A 13,968-nucleotide genomic window follows, 5' to 3' on the forward strand; every position below is an offset into this window, starting at 1 on the left:
AAGCGCTTTCTGTTGTCGCGACAGTAGAGCCACGCCCAAGGGGCTGGCAAGGTTCCGCGCAGTTACGGAAAGCTAGCTTCCGGTTTAGTGAGAAGCGCGTCAGCCGACCGGATCGGTCGGTTCGGTCGAGGCCTGCGGGATCGCGGGCGGTTGCGCCGCGGGGGCGGGGAACTGCTGAACCGCCGGCGCCCCGCGGCCAAGAGGGCCAGGATGGCCGCGGGCACCCGCGCCCCGGCGGAGGCCGCTGGTCGAAACCGCGCTTGGTGAGGTTGGCCGGCGACCTCTTCAGGTGCGACCACACGCCCTCGACGGGGTCGAGTTCGGGGGCGTATGGCGGCAGCTGGTAGACGGTCAGCCGTCATCGGGCGGCGATCAACTCTCGCAGGGTGCGACTGACGTGCGTGTTCAAGTCCCGGACCGGCATCGGGCCTTGTCCAAGGCCGGGTATGGCGGTGGACTCAGCGCCAGTCGTCGATCACGTAGGCGTCAGGGTGGCTGTAGCCAGGTTCGTTGGGCTTGTGCATGGCCACGCCTTGCAGCCAGGTACGGAAACCGCGGTCGACCATGCGCCGGTAGGCGTCCTGGTGGGCCAGGTTCATTCCGGCGTCCAGTTGTGCCAGTCCCTTCTCGGTGGCCAGCTGCTCGCACGCGTTCAGCAGTCGTTCGAACCGGTCCGCGGCGTCCGGGCCAGGGCGTACGGCGCCGAATTTGACGAAGCACACGTCCTCACCGGCCTCCGACCCCGCTCCGCAGTGGCAGACAGCCAGACCGTCGAGGCCGGAGTCGGCGCCCTCGAGGAGGATGGTGTCACCGAGCCCCTGCGCCTGTGTGGCCGTGATCTCGCGCTCCAGGCTCAGGCCCTCGTACACGGCCCCCGTCAGTGCGCGACTGAGGCTCAGTGCGTCGGGCCGTTCGGCGGCGGTCAGCTCGCCGTACAGCACTCGGCCGGGGACCGCGGCACTGACGGCGACCTGTTTCCTCATGATGGCTGTGAGGAATCGGGGCCAGAAACCGTACCGGCGGTAGAGCTCGAGGTGCTTGGGACTGTGCGAGAAGGTGAACAGGCCGAGGTGGCGGTTCTCCCAGGTGTCGAAGCAGGCCATGACCGGTTCCATGAGGCGCCTGCCGATGCCCTGGTCCCACAGATCCGGACGCACGGTCAGCGGGCCGAAGAACCCGACGCTGCCCCAGTTGGCGGCGAAGTTCGATCCGACGACCTCGCCCCCGACGGTCGCTGCGAAGGCCGCGTGTGGATCTGCCGCCCAGCGGGTGCGGACATAGTCGGCGGTCCCGAAGAACGTCTCCGGCTCAGGAGCCCCGAGGAAGGTCCCGAAGGCGACCCTGAAGATCGCGTCGGCCCGATCCAGGTCCGGCTCGACCAGCGGGCGGACCGACACCGGGGCGGCGACACTCGTTCGCTTCGCTGCGGGCATGATCGCTCTCCCTTCCGCCCCCGGTTCCATCGCACCACGGACGTGCGCCGCGGGCGAAGCGACCGGTCCGGCGCTACCTCAGGGATCGAGCGGTCGCGTTCCCCGACGACCGGGCGGCCGTCTTCCGACGTCAACGACCGGGCGTGGAACTGCCCTCTCGTCGCGGCCGGAGTGATCCTCCCGCCGAAGCCGGGCGAGCGTCACCGGGCGGCCGTACACACCTCATGCCGAGTAGCGACGCACGGACCCGGAGGGCCGTGGACAGCCTGTCCGCGGGCGCCGATCCGGCGCCGGACGGCCCAGAGGCGGCCCAGGGCCAGTGACACGCGATGGGGCCGACGGTCCGCGACCGTCGGCCCCATGTGCCGAATGCAGAGGAACCCGCTGCGGCCCGCGGTTACAGCACCGGAAGGTTCTTGCGCAGTTCGAAGGCCGTGACCTCGGAGCGGTACTCCTCCCATTCCTGCTTCTTGTTGCGCAGGAAGAAGTCGAAGACGTGCTCGCCGAGGGTCTCGGCGACCAGGTCGCTGCGCTCCATCAGGGTCAGCGCCTCGCCCAGGTTCTGGGGCAGCGGCTCGATGCCGAGCGCCCGGCGCTCCGCGTCGGAGAGGGCCCAGACGTCGTCCTCGGCACCCGGCGGGAGTTCGTAGCCCTCCTCGATGCCCTTCAGGCCGGCGGCCAGGAGCAGGGCGTACGCCAGGTACGGGTTGGCGCCGGAGTCGAGGGAGCGGACCTCCACCCGGGCCGAGCCGGTCTTTCCGGGCTTGTACATGGGCACGCGGACCAGGGCCGAGCGGTTGTTGTGGCCCCAGCAGATGTACGACGGGGCCTCGCCGCCGGCACCGGCCGTGCGCTCCGCGCCGCCCCAGATGCGCTTGTAGGAGTTGACCCACTGGTTGGTGACCGCGGAGATCTCCGCCGCGTGCCGCAGCAGGCCCGCGATGAAGGAGCGGCCGACCTTGGAGAGCTGGTACTCCGCGCCGGACTCGTAGAAGGCGTTGCGGTCGCCCTCGAAGAGGGACAGGTGGGTGTGCATGCCGGAGCCGGGGTGCTCGGAGAAGGGCTTGGGCATGAAGGTCGCCTGGACGCCCTGTTCGAGCGCCACCTGCTTCATGACCAGGCGGAACGTCATGATGTTGTCCGCCGTCGAGAGCGCGTCCGCGTAGCGCAGATCGATCTCCTGCTGGCCCGGGGCGCCCTCGTGGTGGGAGAACTCCACCGAGATGCCCATCGACTCCAGCATGGTGATCGCCTGGCGGCGGAAGTCCATGCCGACGTTCTGCGGGGTGTGGTCGAAGTAGCCGGAGTTGTCCGCGGGAGTCGGCCGGCTGCCGTCGACCGGCTTGTTCTTCAGCAGGAAGAACTCGATCTCCGGGTGCGTGTAGAAGGTGAAACCCAGGTCGGAGGTGCGGGCGAGGGCACGCTTGAGGACGTAGCGCGGGTCCGCGAAGGACGGGGAGCCGTCCGGCATCAGGATGTCGCAGAACATGCGGGCCGTTCCCGGGGCCTCGGCGCGCCAGGGGAGGACCTGGAAGGTCGACGGGTCCGGCTTGGCGATCATGTCGGACTCGTACACCCGGGCGAAGCCCTCGATGGCGGAGCCGTCGAAGCCGATCCCTTCATCAAACGCCTGTTCGAGCTCGGCGGGGGCGACGGCCACCGACTTGAGGAAGCCCAGCACGTCGGTGAACCACAGGCGCACGAACCGGATGTCGCGCTCCTCCAACGTCCGGAGCACGAATTCCTGCTGCTTGTCCATCTTCCGCTTCCCCATCCTTGCCGGTCAGGCCGCCTGTCCGCTCCCGCACCACGGGAGGCGGCCGGGCTCCCGAGCATCCCACCACACCAGCGTTTCATACGCGTTGCCGACCTTGATCGGACGGCTGACCGCGGCGTGAACGCCTGGCACACGACAGGTGTACCGCTCCGGCACCCATCTTGCCCGCTCGGGCGCGCATCCGTAACGGGCGGCCCTTCGGCACGTTCGGCGAGCCGCCGGCTCACGGTCTCGGAGAGATGCCCAGCAGGAGCGGGCCCGTGGGTTCCGTGACGAGGTCCGCCACCGTGATCGGGTCCAGCGAGGCGTGGAACGCCTCCCGGGCCCGGCGCAGGGCGCCGCGCAGCCGGCAGGCGGAGCTCAGCGGGCAGGCGGCCGAGGTCGCCGTGCCCTCGCAGTCGACGACGTCCCCCTCGCCCTCGAAGGCCCGGACCAGTGCGCCCACCGAGGCGGTGCGGCCCTGCTCCGTGAGGGCGAGACCGCCGCCCCGGCCGCGGCGGGCCGTAAGCAGCCCCATGTGCTGGAGCTCGGCGACGACCTTCGCGGCATGGGTGTACGGCACGTCCATCGCCGCCGCGACGTCCCGCGTCGTCGGGTTGGACTCGCCGGCCACGGCGAGGCGCATGAGGACCCGCAGGGCCAGGTCGGTGGAGCGCAGCAGCCGCATACCGGGCAGCGTAGGTAATGCGCATCGACGGTTCAATTTTTTGGTGGGGGGTGGGGGCGGGCGGAAAAGGCGCGTATGCGGGTGCGCGAGGCGGGTGGGTGGTGCGGGTGGGTGAGTGGTGCCGGTGAGTGGTGCGGAGGCGCGTGCATGCCGGTCTGATGGACGAGACCTCTACGACTCGTCCTCCTTCCCCATTACGATCAGCTCACCCGTTCGTCACACTTCTCCCCCGAAGGACACTCCCCATGGGCTCCGCCAAGAAGAGCAGCGCGACCCGCACGGCGCGCATAGAGGAGATGCGGCGCGCCGAGAAGGCCCGCGAGCGCCGTGCCCGGATCCTCACCATCGCCGCCAGCGTGGTGATCGTCGCCGGGCTCGTCGTCGGCGGTGTGGTGCTCGTCCAGTCGCAGTCGGACGACGACGGCAGCAGCGCGTCGGGCGACTCCAAGAACTCCGGCCAGTTCGTCACGGGCACGGACGGCGTGCGGAAGTGGGAGGGCACGCTGGGGCGCAATCACGTCACCAAGGCCGTGAGCTACCCCGTCTCGCCTCCGGTGGGCGGTGACCACAACCCCGTGTGGATGAACTGCAACGGGGACGTCTACACCGACGAGATCAACAACACCAACGCCGTCCACTCGCTGGAGCACGGCGCGGTGTGGGTGACGTACAACGCCTCGGCCGACAAGGCGGACGTCGACGCGCTCGCGGCGAAGGTGAAGAAGACGCCGTACACGCTGATGAGCCCGGTCGACGACCAGAAGGACCCGATCCTGCTCACCGCCTGGGGGCACCAGCGTGCGGTGACCGGTGCCGACGACCCGGACGTGGACGCGTTCCTCGAGAAGTTCGTCCAGGGGCAGCAGACTCCCGAGCCGGGGGCGGCCTGTACCAACGGGCTGTCCAAGTGAGGCAGCTGGGTCTGATCGTGGGGGCCGCGGCGACGGCGCTCGTCGCGGCCGGCGCGATCACCTACGCGGTGGCCGGGGACGAGGGGTCGGACGGGACTCCGTCGGCCGGGTCCGCGGACGCCGGGTTCGCCCGGGACATGGCCGTGCATCATCAGCAGGCCGTCGAGATGTCGTACATCGTGCGGGACCGGACGGACGACGAGGAGGTCCGGCGGCTCGCCTACGACATCGCCCAGACGCAGGCAAACCAGCGGGGCATGCTGCTGGGCTGGCTCGATCTGTGGGAACTGCCGAAGGTGTCCGCCGAGCCGCCGATGACCTGGATGGGCATGGGCGACATGGCCTCCGGCAAGGACGGGGCGCTGATGCCGGGGATGGCGACGAACGCCGAGATGAAGCGGCTGGGGTCGCTCGGTGGTGAGCGGGCCGAGGTCTTCTATCTGCAGCTCATGACGGACCACCACAAGGGTGGGGTGCACATGGCGCAGGGGTGTGTCCGCGCGTGCGAGGTCGGCGTGGAGAAGCGGCTCGCCCGGGGCATGGTCGAGGCGCAGGAGTCGGAGATCAAGCTGATGGCGGGGATGTTGCGGGAGCGCGGGGCCGCGCCTCGCGAGTGACGGCTCGGCCCCGGGGGTGGGGGGCGGCTGTCCGTCCCCCAGCACATCGCGTCGTTTTGACGATTACACTGGGCCCGTGCCTCAACTACGTCTCGCCCTGAATCAGATCGACTCGAGCGTCGGTGACCTCGCCGGCAACGCCGAAACGATGATCCGCTGGACCCGGCACTCCGCCGAGCAGGGAGCCCACCTCGTGGCGTTCCCGGAGATGGCGCTGACCGGGTATCCCGTCGAGGACCTCGCCCTCAGGTCGTCCTTCGTGGAAGCCTCGCGGGCGGCGCTGCGCTCGCTTGCCGCGCGGCTCGCCGAGGAGGGCTTCGGGGACCTTCCGGTGATCGTCGGCTACCTCGACCGCAGCGCCGCCGCCCAGCCGAAGTACGGGCAGCCGGCCGGTGCGCCGCAGAACGCCGGGGCCGTGCTGTACGGGGGTGAGGTGGTGCTGCGCTACGCCAAGCACCACCTGCCGAACTACGGCGTCTTCGACGAGTTCCGGTACTTCGTGCCCGGCGACACCATGCCGGTGGTGCGGGTGCGCGGGGTCGACGTCGCCCTCGCCATCTGTGAGGACCTGTGGCAGGACGGGGGGCGGGTGCCGGCGGCGCGGTCGGCGCATGCCGGACTGCTGCTGTCGGTCAACGCCTCGCCGTACGAGCGGGACAAGGACGACACCCGGCTGGAGCTGGTGCGCAAGCGGGCGCAGGAGGCCGGGTGCACGACCGCCTACCTCGCGATGATGGGCGGGCAGGACGAGCTCGTCTTCGACGGGGACTCGATCGTCGTCGACCGTGACGGTGAGGTCGTGGCGCGGGCGCCGCAGTTCGCGGAGGCGTGTGTCGTCGTCGACCTGGAGCTGCCCGCCGCGGAGGCCGACGCGCCCACGGGGGTCGTGGACGACGGGTTGCGGATCGACCGGGTGGTGTTGTCGGAGGCGCCGGTGCCCGCGTACGACGCCGAGCTCGGCGGTGCGTACGCGGAGCGGCTCGACGACGACGACGAGGAGGTGTACTCCGCACTGGTCGTGGGGCTGCGGGCGTATGTCGCGAAGAACGGGTTCCGGTCCGTGCTGATCGGGTTGTCCGGGGGGATCGACTCGGCGTTGGTCGCCGCGATCGCCTGTGATGCGGTGGGCGCCGAGAACGTGTACGGCGTGTCCATGCCGTCGAAGTACTCGTCCGGGCACTCGAAGGACGATGCGGCGGAGCTGGCGCGGCGTACGGGGTTGAACTTCCGGACCGTGGCGATCGAGCCGATGTTCGACGCGTACATGGGGGCGCTGGGGCTGACGGGGCTGGCGGAGGAGAATCTGCAGTCCCGGCTGCGGGGGACGCTGCTGATGGCGATCTCCAACCAGGAGGGGCACATCGTGCTGGCGCCCGGCAACAAGTCGGAGCTGGCGGTGGGGTACTCGACGCTGTACGGGGACTCCGTGGGGGCGTACGGGCCGATCAAGGACGTGTACAAGACGTCGGTGTTCCGGTTGGCGCGGTGGCGTAACCGGGCGGCGGTGGAGCGGGGGCAGACGCCGCCGATTCCGGAGAACTCGATCTCCAAGCCGCCGAGTGCGGAGTTGCGGCCGGGGCAGGTCGACACGGACTCGTTGCCGGACTATCCGGTGCTGGACGCGATCCTGGAGCTGTATGTGGACCGGGACCGGGGGGCGGACGAGATCGTCGCGGCCGGGTTCGACCGGGAGCTGGTGACGAAGACGCTGCGGATGGTGGACCGGGCGGAGTACAAGCGGCGGCAGTATCCGCCGGGGACGAAGATCTCGCCGAAGGGGTTCGGGAAGGACCGGCGGTTGCCGATCACCAACGGGTGGCGGGAGCAGTTGCCTCCGGTGGGGTGATGCGGTGGTGATGCCTGCGGCGCGGCGTTCGGTCCGGTGGGGGTGCGCGTTGTCCGCCTGCGGCGCGGCGTTCGTCCGGTGGGGGTGCGCGTTGTCCGCCTGCGGCGCGGCGTTCGTCCGGTGGGGGTGCGGGTTGTCCGCCTGCGGTGCGGCGTTCGGTTCGGTGGGGGTGCGGGTTGTCCGCCTGCGGTGCGGCGTTCGGTTCGGTGGGGGTGCGGGTTGTCCGCCTGCGGCGCATGTGCGGCTTCGGTGGGGGCCGCTGTAGCGCCTGCGGGTGGTGGGTGGGTCGGGGCCGGGTCGGGGGTGTCCGTCCTCGGACTGGCGCGGAATCGGTCACTTGAGAAGCGGGGGGTGCGGACGCGCCAGCCACTGCGGGCGGACACCCCCGCCCCGTCCCCTTCGCGCCGTACGCGGCCCCAGCCGCCCACCGCGGCCAGTCACTGCCGCCCACCGCCGGCAGCCACCGCCGCCCACCGCCGGCAGTCACTGCCGCCCACTGCGGGCAGTCGTGCCGCTGGGGCGATGGGGGTCCCCCCGCTCAAGCGAAGCCGAGAGTGGGGGAGGGTGGGCGCGGCGGCACCCCGCCAACGCCGGGCTGCGCAACCACCCCCCGGCCCACCCGACGCCGGGCGTCCAGCCAGGCCCCGCGCCGGGACGCGGGGCGTGTCAGCTCACGCCGTCCAGGGCCTCCGCCTGCTGCGGCACATGGCCCGCGACCACCCGCTCGCGGCCCGTTCCCGGCTTCGCGCCGCGGTCCACCGCGTACGCCACCGCCGCCACGCCGATGCCGAAGGCGGAGAGCAGCGCGCCCGCGACCGCCGGGGACGTCGGGCCGAAGCCGGCTGCCAGGGCCAGGCCGCCGATCCACGCGCCGCCCGCGTTGGCCAGGTTGAAGGCCGCCTGGTTGGCGGAGGAGGCCAGGGAGGGGGCCGCGGCGGCCTTCTCCATGACCATCAGCTGGAGGGGCGAGCCCGTCGCGAAGGCCGCCGTGCCGAGCAGGGTCACGGCCACCGCGGCGGTGATCTCCGTGCGCATCAGGAGGGGGAAGAGGGCGAGGATGGCCGTCAGTGAGGCCAGGCCGCCGAAGAGGGTCACGCGCAGGGAGTGGTCGGCCAGGCGCCCGCCCAGGAGGTTGCCGGCCGTGGCGCCGACGCCGAAGAGGGCGAGCAGCAGCGTGACGCTGGTGTCGGCGTAACCGGCGGAGTCCGTGAGCATCGGGGTGATGTAGCTGTACGCCGCGAACAGCGCGCCGAAGCCGGCGACGGTCGTGCCGAGGGCCAGCCAGACCGGCAGGGAGCGCAGGGTGGCCAGTTCGCCGCGCAGGCCCTGCTGCGGGGCGGGGGTGTGGTCGCGGGGGATCAGGAGGGCCAGGGAGGCGATGGCCGCCAGGCCGATGGCGCTCACGCCGAGGAAGGTCGCCCGCCAGCCGAAGTGCTGGCCCATGAGGGTGGCCACGGGGACGCCCGCCACGTTGGCCATGGTCAGGCCCAGGAACATCAGGGAGACGGAGCGCGCCTTGCGTTCCGGGGTCGCCATCGTCATGGCCACGACCGCGCCCACGCCGAAGAAGGCGCCGTGCGGAAGGCCGCTGAGGAAGCGGGCGGCCAGGAGCCAGCCGTGGTCGGGGGCGAGCGCCGAGAGGGCGTTGCCCGCCACGAAGAGGGCCATGAGGGCGATCAGGACGGTGCGGCGGGGCAGCTTCGCCGTCGCGGCGGCGAGCAGCGGGGCACCGATGACCACGCCGAGGGCGTAGGCCGAGACCAGGTGGCCCGCGCTGGGGATGGAGATGCCCAGGTCGTCCGCGACGTCGGGGAGCAGCCCCATCATCACGAACTCGGTGGTACCGATGCCGAAGGCACCCACGGCAAGGGCGAGCAGGGCCAGGGGCATAGAACTACGGACCTTTCGGGACGGTGGAGCGCACTTTGTATGTTCAAGTGCGGAACAAAGTATCCCGGGTTCCGTATTCCGTCAGGTTGCGGAGGGGTTTCCACGAGGGGAAAAGAGGGCGGATGACCTGGGGTTTCAACCGTTTGGTGTGGTGACCTTCACACGGGCGGCGATGGGGAGGTGGTCGCTCGCCGTGGCCGGGAGGGTCCAGGAACTCTCCGGTTCGGCGCCCCTGACCAGGATCTGGTCGATCCGCGCCATCGGGAACGACGCCGGCCAGCTGAAGCCGAAACCGCTGCCCACGGCGCCCTGGGTGGAGCGCATCTGGGAGGTGACGGCGGTCAGGGCACGGTCGTTCATCGTGCCGTTCAGGTCGCCGAGCAGGACGACGTTGCGCAGGGGTTCGGCGGCGATGGCCTCGCCCAGGGCGTCGGCGCTCTTGTCGCGCTGGCGGGCCGTGAAGCCCGCCTCCAGCTTCACGCGGACCGAGGGCAGATGGGCGACGTAGACGGCGACCTGGCCGGCGGGGGCGGTCACCGTGGCGCGCATCGCGCGCTTCCAGCCGAGGCGGATGTCGACGGCCTTCACGTCGCTCAGGGGGTACTTGCTCCACAGCCCGACGGTTCCCACCACCGCGTGGTACTCGTACGTCCCTGCCAGTGCCGTCTCGTAGGTGGGGACCTCGGTCGCCTTCAGTTCCTCCAGGGCCAGGACGTCCGCTCCCGAGGCGGCCACGTCCCGGGCGGTGCGGGACGGGTCCGGGTTGTCGGCGTTGACGTTGTGCGTGGCCACCGTGAGGTCGCCGCCCGCGGCGGTCTTGTCGGTGAGCAGGCCGCCGAAGAGGTTCAGCCAGACGGCCACCGGCAGGACCGTCGCGATCAGTGCCGTCGCCGACCTGCGGAGCAGGGCGAGCAGGAGCAGGACGGGGATGAGCAGGCCCAGCCAGGGCAGGAACGTCTCGATCAGGCTGCCCAGGTTGCCGATCGCGTTCGGGATGTGGGAGTGCGTCAGCATGACCAGGGCCAGCAGGGCCGCGACTACGGCCAGGACCATGCCGCGGCGCCAGATGCGGCGGTCGCCGCGCCAGCCTCGGCTCAGGCGGTCGAGCAGGCGCCGAAGCCGGGAGGTCCGGGGCTCGGGCCCCGAGCTTCCGTTGTCCGTCTGCGTCATGTACGCCTGCTGCGCCATACCGTCGCCTCACAACCTGCCGTGCACACCGTCACCCCTGTGTCCGTATGACCCTAGGGGATGATCGGTTCCATTCCTGCCGCCCCTCGGCGGCCGTACGGGGGCGAGGACGTCACAGGCCGCTCGATGAGTTCCGCGCGGGGGTGGGGAAAGCGCCCTCTGTGACGAAACGCGCACCGGGGTATCAGCCGTTGACGGGGCGCAGGCCCTGGAGAAGGGTGTCGACGACCCGCTCGGCGAGGTCGTCCGGGAGGTCGGCGTCGGGGCGCATGACGGTGCGGAGGAGGACGGGGCCCACGACGATGTCGTTGAGGAGTTCCACGTCGACGTCGGCGCGCAGTTCGCCGTTCTCCCGGCCCCGGCGCAGTACTTCCAGGCCGAGTCTGCGACGCGGCAGGATGACGGTGTTGTGGTAGGCGGCCCAGAGGTTGGGGCTGCTCTTCATCTGGGCGTGCACGTTGTGCAGGATCGCCGAGGTCCGGCCGGCCAGGCCGCGCCGGCGCAGGGACTCCAGCAGGACGACGAGGTCGTCGCGCATGGAGGTGCCGGGCAGTTCGGGGTCCGGGGGCTCGGCGGCGCGCATGACGTCGACGAAGAGTTCCTCCTTGCCGCTCCAGCGGCGGTAGATGGTGGCCTTGCCGACGCCCGCGGTGCGGGCGATGCGCTCGATGGAGAGCTCCGCGAGGGGCACGCCCTCCTCCAGGAGTCCCATCACGCCTTCGATGATGGCGCGCTCGACCGCCTCGCTGCGGGGGCGGCCCCGCGCGGGACCGTCCTGCCGGGGGTCGGTGTCGGCCGGGCTCACGTCGCTGGGTCCTTTCGGTGGGCTGGGATGATTCTCCCCGGCGGCCGGCGGCAACGGTGCACCGCCCGTGGGTTTTCAGTCCGCCGCCGACACCAACTCCTCGTCCTGGCCCTTTCCTTCGGACGCCCGGGTGCGGCCGGGCAGGAACACCGCGACGACGATCGCGCCCAGCGCCGCCACACCCGCTCCCCACAGCGCCGTGACGTGCATCGCGTGCAGGAACGCGTCGTTCGCCGGGCCGACCAGTGCCTCGCCGCGCGGGCCCAGCCGCTCCGCCACGGCCAGGGTGGCCTCGATGGACTCGCCGGCGGAGTGGCGTGCGCCGGGCGGCAGCAGGCCGAGTTCGTCCTCGATGCCGTTGCGGTAGGCGGTGGACAGCACCGAGCCGAGGACGGCGATGCCGAGGGCGCCGCCGACCTGGCGGAAGGTGTTGCTGAGCGCGGAGGCCGAGCCGGCCTTCTCGCGGGGCAGGGCCTGCATGATGACGACGCTGACCGGCGTCATGACATGGGCCATGCCCGCGCCCATGAGGAAGAAGACGACCTCCAGGATCCAGATGGGTGTGTCCGCGTCCAGGGCGGCGAACGCGGCCAGCGTCGCCGCGAGCACCACCAGTCCGGCGGTGGTGGTGGCCTTGTTGCCGAAGCGGTCCACCAGCAGCCGGGCCCGGGGCGCGAAGACCATCTGGGCGACGGCCAGGGGCAGCATCAGCAGGCCCGTCTCCAGCGGCGAGTAGCCGCGCACGCTCTGGGTGTAGAACACCGCGAAGAACGTCACGCCCATCAGCGCGAAGAAGACCAGGGCGATCGCGCCGATCGCGGCGGAGAACACCTTGTTCTTGAAGTACGTGATGTCGATGGACGGGTGGTCACTGCGCTTCTCGGCCCATACGAATGCGGCGAGTACGGCGAGACCGGCGCCGATGGTCGACACCACCGTGACGTCGGTGAAGTCGGCGAGCTGACCGCCCTTGATGATGCCGTAGACCAGCAGGACCAGGCCGGCGACGGAGAGGACGACGCCGACGGGGTCGATCCGGCCGGGGTTCGGGTCGCGGGAGTCGGGGACCAGCCACAGCATCAGGGCGACGGCGAGGGCGACGATGGGCACGTTGATGAGGAAGACCGAGCCCCACCAGAAGTGGTCCAGGAGCAGTCCGCCGGTGATCGGGCCGATGGCGATGGCCAGGCCCACGCCGCCCGCCCAGATGCCGATGGCCTTCGGCTGCTCGTCGCGCTCGAAGACGTTCATCAGGACGGCCAGGGTGGCCGGCATGACGAACGCCGCGCCCAGGCCCATCACCGCGCGGAAGCCGATCAGCTCGGCCGGGGAGCCGGAGAACGCGGCGAGCGCCGAACCGATGCCGAACACGACGAGACCGCCGATCAGCACCTTCTTGCGGCCGAGCCGGTCGCCCAGCAGCCCGGCGCTGAACAGCAGGCCCGCGAAGACGAGCGTGTAGGCGTTGATCGCCCACTCCAGCTCGCTCTGCGTGGCGCCCAGGCCGGTGGGCGCCGGGGTGGAGATCGTCTTGATGGCGACGTTCAGGATCGAGTTGTCCAGGACGACGATCAGCAGGCTCAGCATCAGCACGCCGAGGATCGCCCAGCGGAGCCGGTGCACGGCCTCCGGGACCCGGCGGGCAGGGGCGGCAGGAGAAGTCATGGGGTCAGCCTAGCCACTTTCGATACGAGACCGTCTCGTATCGGAAGTACTTTGCCGAGTTCTTGCCGGGACATTGCACGGCGCGGCGTGCTGCCGGGCGGTTGGGGGTCGTTCCGGGTCCTGCCGGACGTGCCGGTCCTCGTACGGCGGTGGCGGCGGGGCGGAACTCACAGGGGGGCCTCTGGTCCTCGTCCGGCCGAGGTGCCACCATGGACGTGGTCCGGGGACGCCGTCAGGGCGCCTCGAGATGACGTGTTGGGAGACGTTGCAATGACGCAGCTTTCGGCTGCCCAGACCGGGACGTCGGGTCCCTCTGGCGGCAACAAGGCGCTGTACGGGGGCAAGGGGACGCGGCGCATCACCGTCCGCGACATCGCCGCCGCCAAGGAGCGCGGCGAGAAGTGGCCCATGCTCACCGCCTACGACGCGATGACCGCCTCCGTGTTCGACGAGGCCGGCATCCCGGTGATGCTCGTCGGCGACTCCGCGGGCAACTGCCACCTCGGGTACGAGACCACCGTGCCCGTCACCCTCGACGAGATGACCATGCTGTCCGCCGCGGTCGTCCGGGGTACCTCGCGGGCCCTGATCGTGGGCGACCTGCCCTTCGGCTCGTACCAGGAGGGGCCGGTGCAGGCGCTGCGCTCGGCGACCCGGCTGGTCAAGGAGGCGGGCGTGGGCGCCGTCAAGCTGGAGGGCGGCGAGCGGTCGCACCGGCAGATCAAGCTGCTGGTGGAGTCCGGGATCCCGGTGATGGCCCACATCGGGCTGACCCCGCAGTCGGTGAACGCCATGGGCTACCGGGTGCAGGGGCGCGGCGAGGAGGCGGCCCAGCAGTTGCTGCGGGACGCCAAGGCCGTACAGGACGCGGGCGCCTTCGCGGTGGTCCTGGAGCTGGTGCCGGCCGAGCTGGCCGCCGAGGTGACCCGGACGCTGCACATCCCGACCGTCGGGATCGGGGCGGGGCCCCAGACCGACGCGCAGGTGCTGGTGTGGACCGACATGCTCGGGCTGACCGGTGGGCGGGTGCCGAAGTTCGTGAAGCAGTACGCCGATCTGCGCGAGGTCATGAGCGGGGCGGCGAAGGCGTTCGCCGAGGACGTCGTCGGCGGGACGTTCCCGCAGGAGGAGCACTCCGTCCACTGAGCAGTTCCGCTGCCGCTGAGCCA

Annotated in this window: 11 protein-coding genes and 1 pseudogene; 4 read left to right on the top strand and 8 right to left on the bottom strand. The window is 71.0% G+C overall.

Annotated features, from left to right (window positions below; genetic code table 11):
• Window positions 1-244 precede the first annotated feature (244 nt).
• From IE178_RS35850 to IE178_RS12180, 4 genes and pseudogenes are all read right to left on the bottom strand, one after another.
• A pseudogene (locus IE178_RS35850) lies at window positions 245-412 on the bottom strand (transposase); the annotation flags it as partial.
• A 46-nt stretch (window positions 413-458) separates the two neighbouring features.
• Window positions 459-1,433, bottom strand: a complete 975-nt coding sequence (locus tag IE178_RS12170; protein WP_193512223.1) for a GNAT family N-acetyltransferase — start codon at window positions 1,431-1,433, stop codon at window positions 459-461.
• Between the two features lie 397 nt (window positions 1,434-1,830).
• Window positions 1,831-3,192, bottom strand: a complete 1,362-nt coding sequence (gene glnA2 / locus IE178_RS12175) for a gamma-glutamylpolyamine synthetase GlnA2 (protein ID WP_184765469.1) — start codon at window positions 3,190-3,192, stop codon at window positions 1,831-1,833.
• 241 nt (window positions 3,193-3,433) lie between these two features.
• On the bottom strand, window positions 3,434-3,877 hold the full coding sequence (locus IE178_RS12180; RefSeq protein WP_193512224.1) for an RrF2 family transcriptional regulator: 444 nt from the start codon (window positions 3,875-3,877) through the stop codon (window positions 3,434-3,436).
• Between the two features lie 245 nt (window positions 3,878-4,122).
• Here IE178_RS12180 and IE178_RS12185 point away from each other — a divergent pair, with 245 nt between their 5' ends.
• The 3 genes from IE178_RS12185 to IE178_RS12195 all read left to right on the top strand — a co-directional run bounded on the left by IE178_RS12185 (window position 4,123) and on the right by IE178_RS12195 (window position 7,251).
• Window positions 4,123-4,788, top strand: a complete 666-nt coding sequence (locus IE178_RS12185; RefSeq protein WP_193512225.1) for a thioredoxin-like domain-containing protein — start codon at window positions 4,123-4,125, stop codon at window positions 4,786-4,788.
• On the top strand, window positions 4,785-5,405 hold the full coding sequence (locus IE178_RS12190) for a DUF305 domain-containing protein (protein WP_193512226.1): 621 nt from the start codon (window positions 4,785-4,787) through the stop codon (window positions 5,403-5,405). The genes IE178_RS12185 and IE178_RS12190 overlap by 4 nt, the downstream gene beginning before the upstream one ends.
• A gap of 76 nt (window positions 5,406-5,481) precedes the next feature.
• A complete protein-coding gene (locus tag IE178_RS12195; protein ID WP_193512227.1) occupies window positions 5,482-7,251 on the top strand; it encodes an NAD+ synthase in 1,770 nt (589 codons plus the stop codon).
• 666 nt (window positions 7,252-7,917) lie between these two features.
• Here IE178_RS12195 and IE178_RS12200 read toward each other — a convergent pair.
• From IE178_RS12200 to IE178_RS12215, 4 genes are all read right to left on the bottom strand, one after another.
• Complete coding sequence (locus IE178_RS12200; RefSeq protein WP_184765464.1) at window positions 7,918-9,141, bottom strand: MFS transporter; 1,224 nt, start codon at window positions 9,139-9,141, stop codon at window positions 7,918-7,920.
• 135 nt (window positions 9,142-9,276) lie between these two features.
• A complete protein-coding gene (locus IE178_RS12205; protein WP_438874367.1) occupies window positions 9,277-10,194 on the bottom strand; it encodes an endonuclease/exonuclease/phosphatase family protein in 918 nt (305 codons plus the stop codon).
• 319 nt (window positions 10,195-10,513) lie between these two features.
• On the bottom strand, window positions 10,514-11,134 hold the full coding sequence (locus IE178_RS12210) for a TetR/AcrR family transcriptional regulator (protein ID WP_184765462.1): 621 nt from the start codon (window positions 11,132-11,134) through the stop codon (window positions 10,514-10,516).
• 75 nt (window positions 11,135-11,209) lie between these two features.
• Window positions 11,210-12,799: an MFS transporter gene (locus IE178_RS12215; protein ID WP_193512229.1), complete on the bottom strand. Its 1,590-nt coding sequence runs from the start codon at window positions 12,797-12,799 to the stop codon at window positions 11,210-11,212.
• A 270-nt stretch (window positions 12,800-13,069) separates the two neighbouring features.
• Here IE178_RS12215 and panB point away from each other — a divergent pair, with 270 nt between their 5' ends.
• Window positions 13,070-13,945 (top strand): 3-methyl-2-oxobutanoate hydroxymethyltransferase, encoded by an 876-nt coding sequence (panB, locus tag IE178_RS12220; RefSeq protein ID WP_193512230.1) that lies wholly within the window; start codon window positions 13,070-13,072, stop codon window positions 13,943-13,945.
• The last annotated feature ends 23 nt before the right edge of the window (window positions 13,946-13,968 follow it).

The sequence above is a fragment of the Streptomyces griseoloalbus genome (assembly GCA_014650015.1).
Taxonomy (GTDB): domain Bacteria; phylum Actinomycetota; class Actinomycetes; order Streptomycetales; family Streptomycetaceae; genus Streptomyces; species Streptomyces griseoloalbus.

Bases quoted from the DNA above. Each gene is read 5' to 3' on its own strand.
- IE178_RS12185 (WP_193512225.1), top strand. From the start codon at position 4,123: ATGGGCTCCGCCAAGAAGAGCAGCGCGACCCGCACGGCGCGCATAGAG.
- glnA2 (WP_184765469.1), bottom strand. From the start codon at position 3,192: ATGGACAAGCAGCAGGAATTCGTGCTCCGGACGTTGGAGGAGCGCGAC.
- IE178_RS12200 (WP_184765464.1), bottom strand. From the start codon at position 9,141: ATGCCCCTGGCCCTGCTCGCCCTTGCCGTGGGTGCCTTCGGCATCGGT.
- IE178_RS12205 (WP_438874367.1), bottom strand. From the start codon at position 10,194: ATGGTCCTGGCCGTAGTCGCGGCCCTGCTGGCCCTGGTCATGCTGACG.
- IE178_RS12170 (WP_193512223.1), bottom strand. From the start codon at position 1,433: ATGCCCGCAGCGAAGCGAACGAGTGTCGCCGCCCCGGTGTCGGTCCGC.
- IE178_RS12180 (WP_193512224.1), bottom strand. From the start codon at position 3,877: ATGCGGCTGCTGCGCTCCACCGACCTGGCCCTGCGGGTCCTCATGCGC.
- panB (WP_193512230.1), top strand. From the start codon at position 13,070: ATGACGCAGCTTTCGGCTGCCCAGACCGGGACGTCGGGTCCCTCTGGC.
- IE178_RS12215 (WP_193512229.1), bottom strand. From the start codon at position 12,799: ATGACTTCTCCTGCCGCCCCTGCCCGCCGGGTCCCGGAGGCCGTGCAC.